This is a genomic window from Thermotoga petrophila RKU-1 (assembly GCF_000016785.1).
GTDB lineage: Bacteria > Thermotogota > Thermotogae > Thermotogales > Thermotogaceae > Thermotoga > Thermotoga petrophila.
Genome location: NC_009486.1, coordinates 904,654 through 921,688 on the forward strand (window position 1 = coordinate 904,654; position 17,035 = coordinate 921,688).

The 17,035-nt window shown below is 45.9% G+C and carries 14 protein-coding genes; 9 read left to right on the plus strand and 5 right to left on the minus strand.

From position 1 onward, the window contains the following. Window positions 1-4: 4 nt before the first annotated feature. The 5 genes from TPET_RS04530 to TPET_RS04550 all read right to left on the minus strand — a co-directional run bounded on the left by TPET_RS04530 (window position 5) and on the right by TPET_RS04550 (window position 5,604). Window positions 5-1,255: an HD-GYP domain-containing protein gene (locus TPET_RS04530; RefSeq protein ID WP_011943464.1), complete on the minus strand. Its 1,251-nt coding sequence runs from the start codon at window positions 1,253-1,255 to the stop codon at window positions 5-7. After that, the gene (locus TPET_RS04535) at window positions 1,236-1,775 is read right to left on the minus strand and encodes an NTPase (protein ID WP_011943465.1); all 540 of its coding nucleotides are present in this window, start codon (window positions 1,773-1,775) and stop codon (window positions 1,236-1,238) included. The genes TPET_RS04530 and TPET_RS04535 overlap by 20 nt, the downstream gene beginning before the upstream one ends. After that, window positions 1,772-3,271: a hypothetical protein gene (locus TPET_RS04540; RefSeq protein ID WP_011943466.1), complete on the minus strand. Its 1,500-nt coding sequence runs from the start codon at window positions 3,269-3,271 to the stop codon at window positions 1,772-1,774. The genes TPET_RS04535 and TPET_RS04540 overlap by 4 nt, the downstream gene beginning before the upstream one ends. Before the next feature lie 45 nt (window positions 3,272-3,316). Then, complete coding sequence (locus tag TPET_RS04545) at window positions 3,317-4,390, minus strand: DUF362 domain-containing protein (protein ID WP_011943467.1); 1,074 nt, start codon at window positions 4,388-4,390, stop codon at window positions 3,317-3,319. 86 nt (window positions 4,391-4,476) lie between these two features. Further along, window positions 4,477-5,604 (minus strand): carboxylesterase family protein, encoded by a 1,128-nt coding sequence (locus TPET_RS04550; protein ID WP_238374322.1) that lies wholly within the window; start codon window positions 5,602-5,604, stop codon window positions 4,477-4,479. A gap of 417 nt (window positions 5,605-6,021) precedes the next feature. On the opposite strand from TPET_RS04550, the gene TPET_RS04555 reads away from it, so the two are divergent. The 9 genes from TPET_RS04555 (at window position 6,022) to TPET_RS04595 (ending at window position 17,032) form a co-directional block, all read left to right on the plus strand. Then, window positions 6,022-7,167, plus strand: coding sequence for an ROK family transcriptional regulator (locus TPET_RS04555; protein WP_048810867.1), 1,146 nt, complete (start codon window positions 6,022-6,024; stop codon window positions 7,165-7,167). 30 nt (window positions 7,168-7,197) lie between these two features. Next, complete coding sequence (locus tag TPET_RS04560) at window positions 7,198-9,012, plus strand: ABC transporter substrate-binding protein (protein ID WP_011943470.1); 1,815 nt, start codon at window positions 7,198-7,200, stop codon at window positions 9,010-9,012. A gap of 62 nt (window positions 9,013-9,074) precedes the next feature. Beyond that, the gene (locus tag TPET_RS04565; protein ID WP_011943471.1) at window positions 9,075-10,091 is read left to right on the plus strand and encodes an ABC transporter permease; all 1,017 of its coding nucleotides are present in this window, start codon (window positions 9,075-9,077) and stop codon (window positions 10,089-10,091) included. 3 nt (window positions 10,092-10,094) lie between these two features. After that, window positions 10,095-10,937, plus strand: coding sequence for an ABC transporter permease (locus tag TPET_RS04570; RefSeq protein WP_011943472.1), 843 nt, complete (start codon window positions 10,095-10,097; stop codon window positions 10,935-10,937). 3 nt (window positions 10,938-10,940) lie between these two features. Then, window positions 10,941-11,933 (plus strand): ABC transporter ATP-binding protein, encoded by a 993-nt coding sequence (locus TPET_RS04575; RefSeq protein ID WP_011943473.1) that lies wholly within the window; start codon window positions 10,941-10,943, stop codon window positions 11,931-11,933. Next, a complete protein-coding gene (locus TPET_RS04580) occupies window positions 11,930-12,736 on the plus strand; it encodes an ABC transporter ATP-binding protein (protein ID WP_004082480.1) in 807 nt (268 codons plus the stop codon). The genes TPET_RS04575 and TPET_RS04580 overlap by 4 nt, the downstream gene beginning before the upstream one ends. Further along, window positions 12,736-12,942, plus strand: coding sequence for a TM0026 family membrane protein (locus TPET_RS04585; protein ID WP_011943474.1), 207 nt, complete (start codon window positions 12,736-12,738; stop codon window positions 12,940-12,942). The genes TPET_RS04580 and TPET_RS04585 overlap by 1 nt, the downstream gene beginning before the upstream one ends. Continuing rightward, a complete protein-coding gene (locus TPET_RS04590; RefSeq protein WP_048810915.1) occupies window positions 12,926-15,091 on the plus strand; it encodes a beta-glucosidase family protein in 2,166 nt (721 codons plus the stop codon). The genes TPET_RS04585 and TPET_RS04590 overlap by 17 nt, the downstream gene beginning before the upstream one ends. Window positions 15,092-15,103: 12 nt before the next feature. Beyond that, complete coding sequence (locus TPET_RS04595) at window positions 15,104-17,032, plus strand: carbohydrate binding domain-containing protein (protein WP_048810868.1); 1,929 nt, start codon at window positions 15,104-15,106, stop codon at window positions 17,030-17,032. Window positions 17,033-17,035: the final 3 nt, after the last annotated feature.

Genomic DNA, 17,035 nt, shown 5'->3' on the forward strand with positions numbered 1-17,035 from the left:
ACCTCTAAAGAACATAGTTTCCGAATTTTTCGACCACTCTCTCCACAAACGCTCTGATTTCTTTTCTAATCTCTCTTCCCACCTCGATGCTGCTGAGATCAAGATCTTTCAGAGATGATTCAAGTAGCTCGAAGGCTTCTTGAGATAACTTTTTTTTCTTCACTTCTTCGTATACCATGTCCAAAGCTTTTTTCACGGGGGTCGCGGGTCTGTAGGGCCTTTCTTCTAAAAGTGCGCTGAACACATCGGCAACCTGGATTATTTTGTCTTCAAGGGTCATTTCTTCCTCTTTCAGTTTAAAGGGATAGCCGGAACCGTCGAGTCTTTCATGGTGTCTCACCGCAGGGAAAAACCAGCCCTCGTCTTTTTTGGGAAGAAGAATAAGATATGAGAAATAGACATGTTTTTTCATAATAGCGTATTCTTCATCGCTGAGTTTTGCTGGTTTTTCGAGAATTTTGTAACTCACACTGATCTTTCCAATGTCGTGGTACAGTCCAGCGATAAAGAGATCTTCGCTGTTTTTACCAGCCTTTTCTGCCATTTTCTCTGAAAAAACAGCGACTCTCCAGGTGTGGCTGGTAGTGAATTCACTTTTGGTATCGACGATGAACGACACGACTTTTCCAGCTTGAATCAAGTCTTTTTTACCACAGTCTGGACAGTTTCTTATGTAATCTTGTAGCAGATCTGTAGCACTGGACCCCTCAAGAATGTTCTCAAGCTGCCACTGGACGAATTCCGTGGTCAAGACCTCTTTGCAAGCTTCAAATATCTCCGGGAAGAAAAAGCTTTTCATATCTTCGAGAGCGATAATAATGTCTCTGGGTGAAGCATCCAAATTTACCATTGTGTATCTTGAAACCTGGTCCGAGATGAAGACGATGTTGGAGATCAGATTCTCTTCTGTTTTGTCCAGGTACGAGGCGGGGAAATGATGTTTCAAAACGATGGGGGATATGGGCTTCAGTTTCTCGACGTAATCGGTGATGAAGCTTCCAAGAATGCTGTGGAGATGAAGAGGTTTGCTCGGGGTGTCCCGTACAATAACGAAGGTGTCGTCTATTTCATCCAAGAGCGTTTTTCCTTCATAGGGCAGGATCAATCCCAGATCGTGGATCAATCCAGCCAGAAATGCGTAGGAGGAATCAAGATTCATTTTTTCGGCGATCTGAGCTGAGAGAAAAGCAACCTGAAAAGAGTGTCTTCCCAACGAAGGTATCGTACCCAATAAATTAATCAGCACCTGTATCATTGTTTTCACCTCGATTGAATTTTAAAACATACAGGATCTCTTTCAACAAGGAATCACGGTTTTTCTCGTTCAGTTCAAAGACAACAACACCATCTCTGCTTTTAATTCTTTCTACAAACGGGTCACTGGATTTTTTAATCGTGGCGATCACATCTTTCTCGCTATCGAAGATTTTTTCGACTACCTCCCGGAATTTACTGGATAGGAGTTCCATCTTTCCTATCTCGTCTACGATGATCAGGTTTTTCTCCCGAAGGGCTCCTTCGAGCGATCTTACACCGATCTCTTCCAGGTCTTTTAGATTCACGTAGTATTTACCGACTCTGTATGGAAAAGGAAGATCTGTTCTTGCCAAGATTCCCTCCTCACCATCCAGGGTGACGATCTTGAAACCTATTCTTTTTCCGCTCTCTCTTATCTCTTCAGTGTAAAAGCCCCCTGCGTTCTGCAGGAGGCATGATAGTTTCTTGATTAAAGTGGTTTTCCCAACACCCGGCCTTCCGGTGATCAGGATTTTCATTTTAACTCAACGCTGTTTAAAATCTTTTCAAACAGACCTTCCAGTCTCTTGAAGTCTTCTTCTGGAGCGTAGAAGCTCATGTAGAGGTACTGACCATTTTTCTCTGGAAATTGAAAGACCCAGTAAGTGAAATTCTGTCCAGTCTGATAATCCGGCATGGATGTTTCTACGAAGTTAACCTCATAGTTCGAAGTTCTGTAAACCTCACCGTTGAGTGGTTCTGTTTCGTAATGTGCTTCTGCGAAGATCAAATCAGCGATATCAAAAATGAAGTAGTGGATTCCTTCAGAAAGCTGATAATATGTGTAAGCAGGAACGTTCAATTTGAAGGTTTCTGTCTCGATGGTTTTCATTTTGGGTTCTCGAACCAGTGTAAAGGAGCTTTCATCCAGTTTCTTTCCGTCCGCGTAAACCACTACTTTCCAGTCACCGAACGCATCTTCTCTGAATCTGTCGGTTGTCATCCAGCCCCACACGCTGTCGTAATAATCGTAACCTGTTTCTATCGTTGTGGCAACGATGTAATAGACGTTTTCTCTAAGATTTCCATCTGGATCGTACCATTCCCATTTGAATATATGGGAGTTTTCAAATGGCTTTGTCGTGCTCCACATGACGATTCGTTCGTCAAAAAGTGTGAACGCGGTGTCTGTGGCGAAAGGCGCGTTTTCGTAGACACTTCTGCAAAGAAGAGATTCTGTGACGAAAACTTCTTCTGCTGCGGAACTTTCGAATTTTCCAGAAACGTTTTCAAAGGTCACAGTGGTTCCTTCCAGTGAGTGAAACGGATCTTCCAAGTTGGAGAACAGCAGTTGCAGTTTCCCTTCTACGAACTTTCCGTTGAAGGCACCATCCCAGAACTGAGATGGTCCCATGTTTCCGGTTGAGTCTGATTTTTTCCACCATCCAAAAATACTGTTTTCGATCACTATTCCTTCCAAGGTTTTCTCTCCAAAAGTTCCTTCGATGTGGTTACCGTTCTGGTATATCTCCAGTGTTCCATCCTGCGAGCTCCATCTGCTGAATCTGAATCGATCGTTCAAGTCGATGCTTGAGAGAATCTTCTCCAGAGTTTTTAAATCCTCGTCTGCGGGTTCTCCAACTACAAAACTCCAGAAAGCGAGATCTCTCATTCCGAGTGGAAAGGTCTGAACATTGAAAGAAAGGTCGTTTCCCTCAAACTTGTAGTATCTTCCCTTGAATCCTTTCCACTCTGTCTCACCCTGATCGACGAGAGAGGCATCTTGGGATAGTCCATAAACGAGTGCTACTTCGACACCTGTGTCGTAGATGAAGAACACACCAACTCCCTGATTGAGCGTCTGGCCATCACCCATTCCCTTGAAAACTCCGGTCGAATTGAAAGCCAGTGGAGGTGTTTCCTGCCAGTCCGACGGTTGCTGCCAGCTGATGGGACCGAAGGATCGTGAAACCCATTCCTGGGGCATTCCAAGGACCGCTAAAAGAACCAAACTGATCAAAGCAAGTTTTCTCACAATAAGACCTCCTCATAAAGTTTTCCACCTCTATTAAATCACTTTTCATTTCAAATCACAAGCCACCTTCACAAGTTCGTATTTTCTCGTTCCAAGACCGATCTCTTCAGCGTATTCGAGCTGTGTCTTCCAGGTTACATCTGGATGAACCTCAAGGAATGGGTCTTTACCCGTTTTTTGAAGGACAAGATCGATACAGGCCTGATCCAGGGCGACCGGATCTGTACTGACTGCGATTCCTATGTCGGGAGCCACGGGAGGTTTGTTCATGTTCCAGCAATCGCAGTCCGGAGAGATGTTCATGATGAATGAGATGAAGACCGCTTTCTTGCCCTTGAGAACCGCTTTTGCGTATTCGGCCATTTTTTTGCTCAGAGAGTCAGTCGAACTGTCCCATTTTGGGGACATGGCACCGTAGGAACACATGGCGATACACTGTCCGCAGCCGATACACTTTTCGTAATCGATTTTTGCCACTTTTGTGACAGTAATCGCACCGACCGGACAGAACTTTGCACACGTACCGCAGGCGACACACTTTTCTTCAACCACGTACGGTTTGGATTCGGAGTGCTGTTCCATTTTTCCCGCTCTGGATGCGCTTCCCATTCCAACGTTCTTTATTGTTCCTCCAAAACCTGTCGCTTCGTGTCCTTTGAAGTGAGTCACAGCGACTATCGCATCTGCCAGGGCTATGGCAGCACCTATTTTCGCTTCTTTTACGTAGTTTCCATCTATTTTCACCTTTATCTCATCGGAACCTCTGAGACCGTCTGCAATGATCACAGGGGCTCCCGTCACTTCGTAAGTAAAACCGTTCAGGTAAGCATTTACCAGGTGATCAACGGCGTTCGATCTGTGACCTGTGTAGAGCGTGTTCGCGTCGGTGAGGAAAGGTTTTCCACCCAGTTTCTTGATCTGATCTACAATGATTTTCACGTACTGAGGTCTTATGAACGCAAGGTTCCCGTATTCACCGAAATGGAGTTTTACAGCCACGAACTTGTCTTTTTCGATGATCTTCTCCAGCTCCACTTTTTTCAAAAGAAGTTCTAACTTTTGAAGCATGTTCATGTTCGGGTTGGTCGTCATGTCCGTGAAATAAACCTTCGCTGGCATGCGAAACCCTCCTTTTTGAGAATTAAAAAGAGAGCCCAGCTGGGCTCTCTTGAGGTGTATGATTTTTCAATTAAATTCTACCACAACTATCTACTTTGTTCAAACAGCCACTCTATGACTTCCTGACTTTCGTAAGCAGGTATCCATGATCCATGTGGATCCCAGCCGTGTTTCTCCATGAATCCTTTTTCGTATTCAGTGTATCTGACTTTTCCTCCAATCTCCGCCAATTTTTTCACAAGAACGCGCGAGTTCTCCACCGGGACAACGGGGTCGTCTTCTGCGTGGAAGACCCAGATGGGTATGTCCTTTATCCTCTCGACTTTGCTGACATCTCCTCCACCGCATATCGGTATTGCGGCTGCGAAGAGTTCAGGAAAGTTCATGATGGCACTCCAGGTGCCGTAGCCTCCCATCGAAAGCCCAGTGATATAAACACGCTTTTCATCTATGTTGTATTCGTCAAGAAGTTTCCTAATGATCTTTATCACCGCAAGAAGGGGCTTTTCTGGATTGAAAGGATTTTCCCTATCTGTGAAGAGAGTGGACCAACTGCTGTTTGGTGGGCACTGCGGTGCGAGAACGAAACACGGATGAACCACCTGGTATCTCGGCTGAGCCCAGACAACCGCTCCACGGTTTCCGGCGACCTGTAGATAGTTGTCTGTTCCCCTTTCTCCCGCTCCGTGCAGGAAGACAACTAACGGGTATTTTCTGTCAGGATTCACATCTTTCGGGACGAACAATCTGTAGGGTATCTCAACACCTGTTTCCGGATCTTTGAAAGTGAATGCAAGGAAATCATCGATGATGAGATGTTTCTCATCTGTCTGCTTCGATGTAAAGGGTTCTACTTTGTTTCCGTTCACATCAAAAATGGGAACGAGCTGTGAGACGATGTAGTCCAGCTCCATACGGGTGTTGAGAAAGCTGGGGCCGAAGACAATAGTATTTGAGTGGAAATCTTCGGGGGAGAGTTCCAGAACAACATACTTCCCACGGTTGTTGAAAATGCTGAAAGAGGGATCTCCATTGTCGTTTGCGTAAACCTTTGTAATCGTTCTTGAAGAGTAGGTATCGCTAGTTTTCACTTTCACCGAGAACTGATCCGGTGAGAGTTTCTGACCATCGATCTCAACGGGATATTCGATGACGACCGCACAGGCTTTTTCACCTTCCGGAAAGACTTTTGTAATAAGAGTTACACCGTTCACAGTAACATCCTCCTGCGCAAAGAGTATAGAAAGAATTCCCATGAAAATAAAAAACAGCGCTCCTCTTCTCGTGATTACACCCCCTTTGATGCAGAATTCACTTCGAGTATGTTGTAATTTTAACATAAAAAATAACGGCAACCGATCATTACATGGAGTCAATAACTTATGGTTTCGACGGAGCTTTTACTACGTACATTTTTGAGAATGATGCCCTTGAACTCTTTAGAAAGAGCATCGGGAGTAAAATCAGTTGTAACTCAAAGAAAATATTAGAATTTGAACTATAATTTGAAATAATTCCCATTATTCACTCATAATCATGAAAAATGGGTATTACTTGTGTTTGTACTTTTTGATTCATATCGTTATAATTTCTTTCTGAGGAAGATAGATAAAAAGCAGGAGGAATATGAAGTGCATAAAAAGCTGAATCCAAAATCCATGAAAACGGAAAACAAAAAGATGGTTCTGAGATATCTGATAGAGAGTGGACCGCACAGCAGGGTGGAAATCGCCAGAAAAACAGGACTCGCTCAGAGCGCAATATGGAGGATCATTGAAGAACTGGTGAATGAGGGATTGGTAGAGGAAAAGGGAACAGCGACTGGTCGTCGAAGAAAAGCTGTAACTTACGGCCCAACAAGATCCTTCATCACATCCATAATATATAACGTGGAAGTACTTGAAACACTGGTTGCAGTTGGTTTTCTGGATGGTGCATGGAGAATAATTGAGAGGTTCTCTACTCCAAAGGATTTCGATGAGTTCAAACAAAGAGTTGCTTCTTCTTATGAAAACATTCTCAAAAACCACGTTCTGAACGAAAACATATCGAAAGTGGTGTTCTCTCTTCCGGGTATTGTGAACACAGAAAATAAGTTTTTGATCCACGCGCCAAACCTCGGATGGAGAGATGTTGATTTTCATAAAGAGTTTGGAAATCTGGATTTGGAGGTTCTAGTGGAGAACGATTCCAATCTTTCACTGTTAGCTGAAGAATTCTTTTCTCAGGATGTGAAGGAAAGCGATGTTGCCTTCTTTCTCTATTTTGGTGAGGGAATCGGTGGAGCGATTTCGGTAAATGGAAAAATCGTTAGAGGAGAAAATTTCGCTGCCGGAGAAATAGGTCATGTTGTCCTTGATGTGAAGAGCGGAAAAGAAGTGGAGGAGTTTCTCTCTATATCACGACTCATAGAAAAGATAGAAAAATTTGTAGAACTTCAGGGAGAATCACTGAACGAGAAGTTCCGATACGTCAAAAGATTATGGTTCTCAGGAGAAAAGAACGTAAAAGAAACAATGGAAGAATTTCTTCAACATGTGGCAGTTGTTTTGAAGAACATCGTCTACTTTCTGAATCCTGGCGTGATAGTACTTGGTGGTGTTGTTAACGATCTCTGGGACACATTCGGATCTTTTATAAAAAGAGAACTTGAGAAGATAACAGACAAAGAAATTTCCGCCGTTCTCATAAGAGATACCATTTTCAAAGAAATTTCACCGTCTCTTGTTGGAGGAAATGTTCTGGCAATAGAGGAATTTTTGGGGCAAATAATTTAACCTGTATTCATATATGAAGGAGGTGTGGGTATGAGAAAGTCACTTGTACTGTTATTGGCTCTTCTGGTTCTTTCCAGTTTGATGGCACAGGTGTCTCTGCCACGTGAAGACACAGTCTACATCGGAGGGGCTCTCTGGGGTCCTGCAACCACCTGGAACCTCTATGCACCGCAGTCCACATGGGGCACCGATCAGTTCATGTACCTTCCGGCGTTTCAGTACGACCTCGGAAGAGACGCCTGGATTCCTGTTATCGCGGAAAGATACGAGTTCGTGGATGACAAAACTCTGAGGATCTACATTAGGCCTGAAGCGAGATGGAGTGATGGTGTGCCTATCACCGCGGAGGATTTTGTCTACGCTCTCGAGCTCACCAAAGAACTCGGAATAGGTCCTGGGGGTGGATGGGATACCTACATCGAGTCCGTGAAAGCTGTTGATACGAAAGTGGTCGAGTTCAAGGCGAAGGAAGAGAATCTTAACTACTTCCAATTCCTTTCCTACTCTCTCGGTGCCCAGCCGATGCCCAAGCACGTCTACGAAAGGATCAGGGCACAGATGAACATAAAAGACTGGATCAACGACAAACCCGAAGAGCAAGTTGTCTCCGGGCCTTACAAACTCTACTATTACGACCCGAACATCGTTGTGTACCAGAGAGTTGACGACTGGTGGGGCAAGGACATCTTTGGACTTCCAAGGCCCAAGTACCTGGCTCATGTCATTTACAAAGACAATCCGAGCGCCAGTCTCGCGTTCGAAAGAGGCGACATCGACTGGAATGGACTCTTCATCCCGAGTGTCTGGGAACTGTGGGAGAAGAAAGGCCTTCCAGTTGGAACATGGTACAAAAAGGAACCTTACTTCATTCCCGACGGTGTGGGATTCGTGTACGCAAACAACACCAAACCTGGTTTGAGCGACCCAGCTGTGAGAAAAGCGATCGCTTACGCTATTCCGTACAACGAAATGCTCAAAAAGGCTTACTTCGGTTATGGAAGCCAGGCTCACCCGTCCATGGTGATCGATCTCTTCGAGCCGTACAAACAGTACATCGATTACGACCTTGCAAAGAAAACCTTTGGAACTGAAGATGGAAGAATCCCGTTCGATCTCGATATGGCAAACAAGATCTTGGACGAGGCAGGGTACAAAAAAGGACCTGATGGTGTAAGGGTTGGCCCCGATGGCACGAAACTTGGTCCGTACACGATATCTGTTCCGTACGGCTGGACTGACTGGATGATGATGTGTGAGATGATCGCAAAGAATCTGAGAAGCATAGGTATCGATGTAAGAACTGAATTTCCAGATTACTCTGTATGGGCAGACAGAATGACGAAAGGAACGTTCGACCTCATCATATCCTGGAGTGTTGGTCCGAGCTTCGATCATCCGTTCAACATATACAGGTTTGTGCTCGATAAGAGGCTGTCTGCTCCTGTAGGTGAAGTCACGTGGGCCGGAGACTGGGAAAGGTACGATAATGATGAAGTAGTCGAACTCCTCGACAAAGCAGTTTCTACACTCGATCCTGAGGTGAGAAAACAGGCGTACTTCAGAATCCAGCAGATCATCTACAGAGATATACCGAGCATACCCGCGTTTTACACGGCTCACTGGTACGAATACTCGACGAAGTACTGGATCAACTGGCCGAGCGAGGACAATCCAGCCTGGTTCAGACCTTCTCCATGGCACGCGGACACCTGGCCGACTCTCTTCATCATCTCCAAGAAGAGCGATCCACAGCCCGTACCGTCCTGGCTTGGAACGGTTGATGAAGGAGGAATCGAGATACCCACCGCGAAGATCTTCGAAGATCTCCAGAAAGCGGCCATGTGATCTTTCCCCGGCCCCACTTCGGGGCCGGGTTTCACAAAAACAGAGTGGGGAGTGAGAATTGAATGGGATCGAAATCGATGTTCAAGTATCTTTTGAGACGTTTCATCTTCCTGCTTGTTACCTACATAGTGGCAACCACTATTGTGTTTATACTTCCAAGAGCGATTCCTGGGAATCCTTTATCTCAAATCCTTTCCAACCTTTCAAGGGTGGCCCAAGCTAATCCAGAAGCCATAAGAGCTGCAGAAAGAACTTTGATGGAAGAATTTGGTCTCGGGAAACCCTGGTACGTTCAGTATTTCGAATTCATCACCAAGGCACTTCGAGGAGATCTTGGAACATCCATTACTTTCTACCCCAGGAAAGTCATTGACCTGATCATTCCAGTCATTCCGTGGACACTGGCACTCCTTCTTCCAGCGACGATAGTCGCCTGGATCTTGGGTAACAGCCTCGGTGCTTTGGCAGCTTACAAAAGAAACACATGGATTGACAAGGGAGTTCTTACAACTTCCCTGATAGTTTCTCAGATTCCATATTACTGGCTTGGAATGATATTCATCTTCTTTTTTGGAGTTAAACTCGGCTGGCTTCCTGTTCAGGGAGCTTATTCTCAGGGGACGATACCGAATCTGAGCTGGTCGTTCTTCGTTGATGTTTTGAAGCACTACATAATGCCCTTTGCATCCATTGTCGTTTCTGCAATGGGTGGATGGGCGATAGGAATGAGGCTCATGGTGATATACGAGCTTGGAAGCGATTATGCGATGTTTTCTGAATACCTTGGTATGAAAGACAAGAGAATTTTCAAGTATGTCTTCAGAAACTCCCTCCTCCCACAGATTACGGGACTCGCTTTGAGCTTAGGAGGGGTTTTAGGAGGAGCCCTCATCACTGAGATCGTGTTCAATTACCCTGGAACGGGATATCTACTCTTCAGGGCTTTGACTACACTCGATTATCCATTGATTCAGGGGATCTTTGTGATTCTTATTGCCTCTATCTATCTCGCTAACTTCATTGTGGATTTCCTTTACGCTTTGATAGATCCAAGAATAAGACTGGGACAGGAGGCATAAAATATGTTTCGAACGATGATAAGACCACTTTTCAAGAACAAAAAGTTCATAATAGGTTTTTCGATTTTTCTCTTCTTTCTCTTCCTGGGAATTTTTGGGCCAGTGTTCTACAAAGTGGATCCTATGGAAATGACCTGGGATTACGAGCAACCTCCTTCCAGCGCGCATCCTCTCGGAACGGACACGTACGGTAGAGACGTCCTTGCACAACTGCTTCATGGAATTCGTTCTTCGCTTTACATCGGTTTTCTGGCTGCAATCATCTCGCTTGTGATAGGTACGATCATAGGAAGTTTCTCCGCCGTGAAAAGGGGTATTGTGGATGATGTATTGATGGGAATAACAAACATCGTCCTTACTACTCCTTCGATACTCATAGCAATTTTGATAGCGAGTTATTTGAAGGTACGAAGTGTTGAAATGGTTGCGGTCATCTTGGGCTTATTCCAGTGGCCTTGGTTTGCGCGAGCGATAAGAGCACAACTCATGAGTGTGATGTCGAGGGAGTACGTGTACCTTTCTGTTATGGCCGGCTATTCCGATCTCAGACTGGTGATAGAAGACCTCATCCCAACGATTGCGACTTACGCCTTCATGTCCTTTGTTCTTTTCATAAACGGAGGAATCATGGGAGAAGCAGGTCTGAGCTTGATAGGGCTCGGTCCCACCCAGGGAATCTCCCTTGGAATCATGCTTCAGTGGGCAGTTCTCATGGAGGCAGTGAGAAGAGGTCTGTGGTGGTGGTTCGTGCCACCAGGACTCGCCATTGTGGCTGTCACTGCTTCTTTGCTGGTCATCAGTACTGCAATGGATGAAGTCTTCAATCCACGCTTGAGGGAGGAGTGAAGAATGAAAGAAATACTTTTGAAAGCAGAAAATGTGAGGGCCTACTATAAACTGGAAAAGGTTTCTGTCAAAGCTGTGGATGGTTTGTCTTTTGAAATACTGGAAGACGAAGTTATAGGGGTTGTCGGTGAATCTGGTTGTGGAAAGACAACTCTCTCGAACGTGATTTTCATGAACATGGTAAAACCTCTGACACTCGTTGATGGAAAGATTTTTCTGAGAGTTAACGGAGAGTTTGTAGAAATCTCGTCCATGACAAGAGACGAAGTGAAAAGAAAATTCTGGGGAAAGGAGATAACGATAATACCCCAGGCGGCGATGAATGCACTGATGCCAACCATCAGAATGGAAAAATACGTGAGACACCTTGCAGAATCACACAGAATAGACGAAGAAGAGCTTTTGGAGAAAGCCAGAAGGAGATTCGAAGAGGTAGGACTCGATCCACTCTGGATTAAAAGATATCCTTTTGAGCTCAGTGGTGGAATGAGACAAAGAGCCGTGATAGCGATCGCAACTATATTGAATCCGAGCCTTCTCATAGCTGACGAGCCAACTTCCGCTCTGGATGTTGTGAATCAAAAGGTTCTTTTGAAAGTCCTGATGCAGATGAAACGCCAAGGAATCGTGAAGAGCATAATCTTCATCACCCATGACATAGCGACTGTAAGGCAGATCGCAGACAGAATGATTATCATGTACGCTGGAAAGATAGTTGAGTTCGCACCTGTGGAAAGTCTCCTGGAAAAACCGCTTCATCCTTACACCCAGGGGCTTTTCAATTCGGTTCTCACTCCAGAACCAGAGGTGAAAAAGAGAGGAATCACCTCCATTCCTGGTGCTCCACCCAATCTCATAAATCCTCCATCTGGCTGCAGATTCCATCCCAGATGCCCTCACGCGATGGATGTCTGTAAAGAAAAAGAACCACCACTAACGGAAATAGAACCGGGAAGAAGAGTTGCATGCTGGCTTTACATGGAGGAGAGAGCATGAGCAGGCTCGTCGTGAAGAACCTTACAAAGATCTTTTCACTTGGATTCTTCTCCAAGCGTCGTATAGAGGCGGTGAAGAATGTTTCTTTTGAGGTGAAGGAAAAAGAAATCGTTTCACTCGTTGGAGAAAGCGGTTCCGGAAAAACAACCACCGCAAAGATGATACTGAGGCTCCTTCCCCCTACCTCCGGTGAAATCTACTTTGAAGGTAAAGATATCTGGAAAGATATAAAGGACAGGGAATCTCTGGTTGAATTCAGAAGGAAGGTCCACGCGGTTTTCCAGGATCCTTTTGCGAGTTACAATCCCTTCTATCCAGTCGAGAGAACTCTCTGGCAGGCCATAAGTCTTCTCGAGAACAAGCCTTCAAACAAGAAAGAAGCGCTCGAACTCATAAAGGAGTCGCTTTTCAGAGTGGGGATAGATCCGAAGGATGTACTTGGAAAGTACCCGCACCAGATTTCTGGTGGACAGAAACAAAGAATCATGATAGCAAGATGCTGGATCTTGAGGCCTCTTTTGATCGTAGCGGACGAACCCACATCCATGATAGACGCTTCCTCCAGAGGAGGTATCATAAAACTCCTCGAAGAGCTCAGAGAGGAACAGGGAACGTCCATCATATTCATCACACACGATCTGGGGCTTGCCTATTACGTTTCCGACAACATTTTCGTTATGAAGAACGGTGAAATCGTGGAAAGGGGACACCCAGACAAAGTGGTTCTCGAGCCGACCCACGAATACACTAAACTTCTCGTCGGTAGCATCCCGAAGCTTTACAGGAAACTGGAGGATCTGTGATGTTTACGAAGGCGATTCTCTCTATTTTTTCTTGGGCCCTGGTTCTTGAGTTGATAGTTCTGTTTTATTACCTGTGGCGTGGTTTGAGGCCAGTGGAGTTCTACCTCAATTTAGGACTTCTTGGACTCACGGTACCTTTCCTTGTGTTTCTTGTCATCAGAGAAAAGAAAAAGAGGAGGGAAGAAGATGATGGGAAAGATCGATGAAATCCTTTCACAGCTGACTATTGAAGAAAAAGTGAAACTTGTAGTGGGGGTTGGTCTTCCAGGACTTTTTGGAAATCCACATTCCAGAGTGGCAGGTGCAGCTGGAGAAACGCATCCTGTTCCGAGGCTTGGAATTCCTTCTTTCGTTCTGGCCGACGGTCCCGCGGGCCTCAGAATAAATCCCACAAGAGAGAACGACGAAAACACCTATTACACAACAGCGTTTCCTGTTGAAATCATGCTCGCTTCCACCTGGAACAAAGATCTTCTGGAAGAAGTAGGAAAAGCTATGGGAGAAGAAGTCAGGGAATACGGTGTCGATGTGCTTCTTGCACCTGCGATGAACATTCACAGGAACCCTCTTTGTGGAAGGAATTTCGAGTATTATTCAGAAGATCCTGTCCTTTCCGGTGAAATGGCTTCAGCCTTTGTCAAGGGAGTTCAATCTCAAGGGGTGGGAGCCTGCATAAAACACTTTGTCGCGAACAACCAGGAAACGAACAGGATGGTAGTGGACACGATCGTGTCCGAGCGAGCCCTCAGAGAAATATATCTGAAAGGTTTTGAAATTGCCGTCAAGAAAGCAAGACCCTGGACCGTGATGAGCGCTTACAACAAACTGAATGGAAAATACTGTTCACAGAACGAATGGCTTTTGAAGAAGGTTCTCAGGGAAGAATGGGGATTTGACGGTTTCGTGATGAGCGACTGGTACGCGGGAGACAACCCTGTAGAACAGCTCAAGGCCGGAAACGATATGATCATGCCTGGAAAAGCGTATCAGGTGAACACGGAAAGAAGAGATGAAATAGAAGAAATCATGGAGGCGTTGAAGGAGGGAAGACTCAGTGAGGAAGTCCTGAACGAATGTGTGAGAAACATCCTCAAAGTTCTTGTGAACGCGCCTTCCTTTAAAGGGTACAGGTACTCGAACAAACCGGACCTCGAATCTCACGCGAAAGTTGCCTACGAAGCAGGTGTGGAGGGTGTTGTCCTTCTTGAGAACAACGGTGTTCTTCCATTCGATGAAAGTATCCATGTCGCCGTCTTTGGCACCGGTCAAATCGAAACAATAAAGGGAGGAACGGGAAGTGGAGACACCCATCCGAGATACACGATCTCTATCCTTGAAGGCATAAAAGAAAGAAACATGAAGTTCGACGAAGAACTCACCTCCATCTATGAGGATTACATCAAAAAGATGAGAGAAACAGAGGAATATAAACCCAGAACTGACTCCTGGGGAACGGTTATAAAACCGAAACTTCCAGAGAACTTTCTCTCAGAAAAAGAGATAAAGAAGGCTGCGAAGAAAAACGATGCTGCAGTTGTTGTAATCAGTAGGATCTCCGGTGAGGGATACGACAGAAAGCCGGTGAAAGGTGACTTCTACCTCTCCGATGACGAGCTGGAGCTCATAAAAACAGTCTCAAGGGAATTCCACGAACAGGGTAAGAAGGTTGTGGTTCTTCTCAACATCGGAAGTCCCATTGAAGTTGCAAGCTGGAGAGATCTTGTGGATGGAATCCTTCTCGTCTGGCAAGCAGGACAGGAGATGGGAAGAATAGTGGCCGATGTTCTTGTGGGAAGGGTAAACCCCTCCGGAAAACTTCCAACGACCTTCCCGAAGGATTACTCGGACGTTCCATCCTGGACGTTCCCAGGAGAGCCAAAGGACAATCCGCAAAGAGTGGTGTACGAGGAAGACATCTACGTGGGATACAGGTACTACGACACCTTTGGTGTGGAACCTGCCTACGAGTTCGGCTACGGCCTCTCTTACACAAAGTTTGAATACAAAGATTTAAAGATCGCTATCGACGGAGATATACTCAGAGTGTCGTACACGATCACAAACACCGGGGACAGAGCTGGAAAGGAAGTCTCACAGGTTTATGTCAAAGCTCCAAAAGGGAAAATAGACAAACCCTTCCAGGAGCTGAAAGCGTTCCACAAAACAAAACTTTTGAACCCGGGTGAATCCGAAAAGATCTTTCTGGAAATTCCTCTTAGAGATCTTGCGAGTTTCGATGGGAAAGAATGGGTTGTCGAGTCAGGAGAATACGAGGTCAGGGTCGGTGCATCTTCGAGGGATATAAGGTTGAGAGATATTTTTCTGGTTGAGGGAGAGAAGAGATTCAAACCATGAAAAGGGGGTAATATGATGAGCAGGCTGGTTTTCGCTCTGCTTCTCTTTCCTGTTTTCATTCTGGCTCAAAACATCCTTGGCAACGCTTCTTTCGATGAACCAATCCTCATCGCAGGTATGGATATAGACCCACCCGCAGAGGATGGTTCCATAAACACAGAAGGAAACTGGGTATTCTTCACCAATTCAAACGGTGAGGGAACGGCTCGAGTTGAAAACGGCGTTCTCGTGGTTGAGATAACAAACGGAGGAGATCACACCTGGTCGGTTCAGATCATACAGGCTCCCATACGTGTTGAGAAACTCCACAAGTACAGAGTTTCTTTCCGAGCCAGAGCTTCCTCTCAAAGGAACGTTGGAGTGAAGATAGGCGGAACAGCTGGAAGAAGCTGGGCTGCGTACAATCCCGGTACCGACGAATCCGGCGGCATGGTCTTCGAGCTTGGAACGGACTGGCAGACGTACGAGTTCGAATTCGTCATGAGACAGGAGACCGATGAAAATGCTCGTTTCGAGTTTCAGCTTGGAAGGTATACCGGCACGGTCTGGATAGACGACGTAGTGATGGAGGACATCGGTGTTCTCGAGGTAAGCGGTGAGGAAAACGAAATCTACACCGAGGAGGATGAAGACAAAGTGGAAGACTGGCAGCTCGTTTGGAGTCAGGAGTTCGATGACGGTGTTATCGATCCGAACATCTGGAACTTCGAGATAGGAAACGGTCATGCAAAAGGTATTCCAGGCTGGGGTAACGGGGAACTCGAGTACTATACAGACGAAAACGCGTTCGTTGAGAACGGCTGTCTTGTGATTGAGGCGAGAAAAGAACAGGTTTCCGATGAGTACGGAACCTACGACTACACCTCAGCCAGGATGACCACAGAAGGAAAATTCGAAATAAAGTACGGAAAAATCGAAATAAGGGCAAAACTTCCAAAAGGAAAAGGTATCTGGCCCGCTCTCTGGATGCTCGGAAACAACATAGGAGAGGTCGGATGGCCCACCTGTGGTGAGATAGACATCATGGAAATGCTTGGCCACGACACCAGAACCGTTTATGGAACAGCACACGGTCCGGGATATTCCGGTGGTGCAAGTATAGGCGTGGCCTATCATCTTCCAGAAGGAGTTCCTGATTTCTCCGAAGACTTCCACATTTTCTCCATCGAGTGGGACGAAGACGAAGTGGAGTGGTACGTGGACGGACAGCTCTACCACGTCCTCAGCAAGGATGAACTGGCCGAACTCGGTCTTGAGTGGGTTTTCGACCATCCGTTCTTCCTCATTCTGAACGTTGCCGTGGGAGGCTACTGGCCAGGTTATCCCGACGAAACCACCCAATTCCCGCAGAGAATGTACATCGACTACATCAGAGTCTACGAAGATAAGAATCCTGAAACAATCACCGGGGAAGTGGATGACTGCGAATATGAACAAGCACAGCAGCAGGCAGGTCCCGAGGTGACCTATGAACGGATAAACAACGGCACCTTCGACGAACCTATTGTGAACGATCAGGCCAACAACCCGGACGAATGGTTCATTTGGCAGGCGGGAGACTACGGAATCAGTGGTGCCAGGGTCTCCGATTACGGTGTCAGGGATGGCTACGCTTATATCACGATAGCCGATCCTGGAACTGACACGTGGCATATTCAGTTCAACCAGTGGATAGGTCTTTACAGAGGAAAAACCTACACCATTTCTTTCAAAGCAAAAGCGGATACACCAAGACCTATAAATGTGAAAATTCTGCAGAATCACGATCCCTGGACCAACTATTTTGCTCAAACGGTGAATCTCACAGCGGACTGGCAGACGTTCACGTTCACCTACACGCATCCAGACGATGCGGATGAGGTCGTTCAGATCAGTTTCGAACTTGGAAAAGAAACGGCAACTACAATCTATTTCGATGATGTTTCGGTGAGTCCTCAATGAGAC

Excerpts from the sequence above, each read along its gene's own strand:
- TPET_RS04580 (WP_004082480.1), top strand. The coding sequence starts at position 11,930 with ATGAGCAGGCTCGTCGTGAAGAACCTTACAAAGATCTTTTCACTTGGA.
- TPET_RS04590 (WP_048810915.1), top strand. The coding sequence starts at position 12,926 with ATGGGAAAGATCGATGAAATCCTTTCACAGCTGACTATTGAAGAAAAA.
- TPET_RS04560 (WP_011943470.1), top strand. The coding sequence starts at position 7,198 with ATGAGAAAGTCACTTGTACTGTTATTGGCTCTTCTGGTTCTTTCCAGT.
- TPET_RS04585 (WP_011943474.1), top strand. The coding sequence starts at position 12,736 with ATGTTTACGAAGGCGATTCTCTCTATTTTTTCTTGGGCCCTGGTTCTT.
- TPET_RS04575 (WP_011943473.1), top strand. The coding sequence starts at position 10,941 with ATGAAAGAAATACTTTTGAAAGCAGAAAATGTGAGGGCCTACTATAAA.
- TPET_RS04545 (WP_011943467.1), bottom strand. The coding sequence starts at position 4,390 with ATGCCAGCGAAGGTTTATTTCACGGACATGACGACCAACCCGAACATG.
- TPET_RS04570 (WP_011943472.1), top strand. The coding sequence starts at position 10,095 with ATGTTTCGAACGATGATAAGACCACTTTTCAAGAACAAAAAGTTCATA.
- TPET_RS04565 (WP_011943471.1), top strand. The coding sequence starts at position 9,075 with ATGGGATCGAAATCGATGTTCAAGTATCTTTTGAGACGTTTCATCTTC.
- TPET_RS04535 (WP_011943465.1), bottom strand. The coding sequence starts at position 1,775 with ATGAAAATCCTGATCACCGGAAGGCCGGGTGTTGGGAAAACCACTTTA.
- TPET_RS04595 (WP_048810868.1), top strand. The coding sequence starts at position 15,104 with ATGATGAGCAGGCTGGTTTTCGCTCTGCTTCTCTTTCCTGTTTTCATT.
- TPET_RS04530 (WP_011943464.1), bottom strand. The coding sequence starts at position 1,255 with ATGATACAGGTGCTGATTAATTTATTGGGTACGATACCTTCGTTGGGA.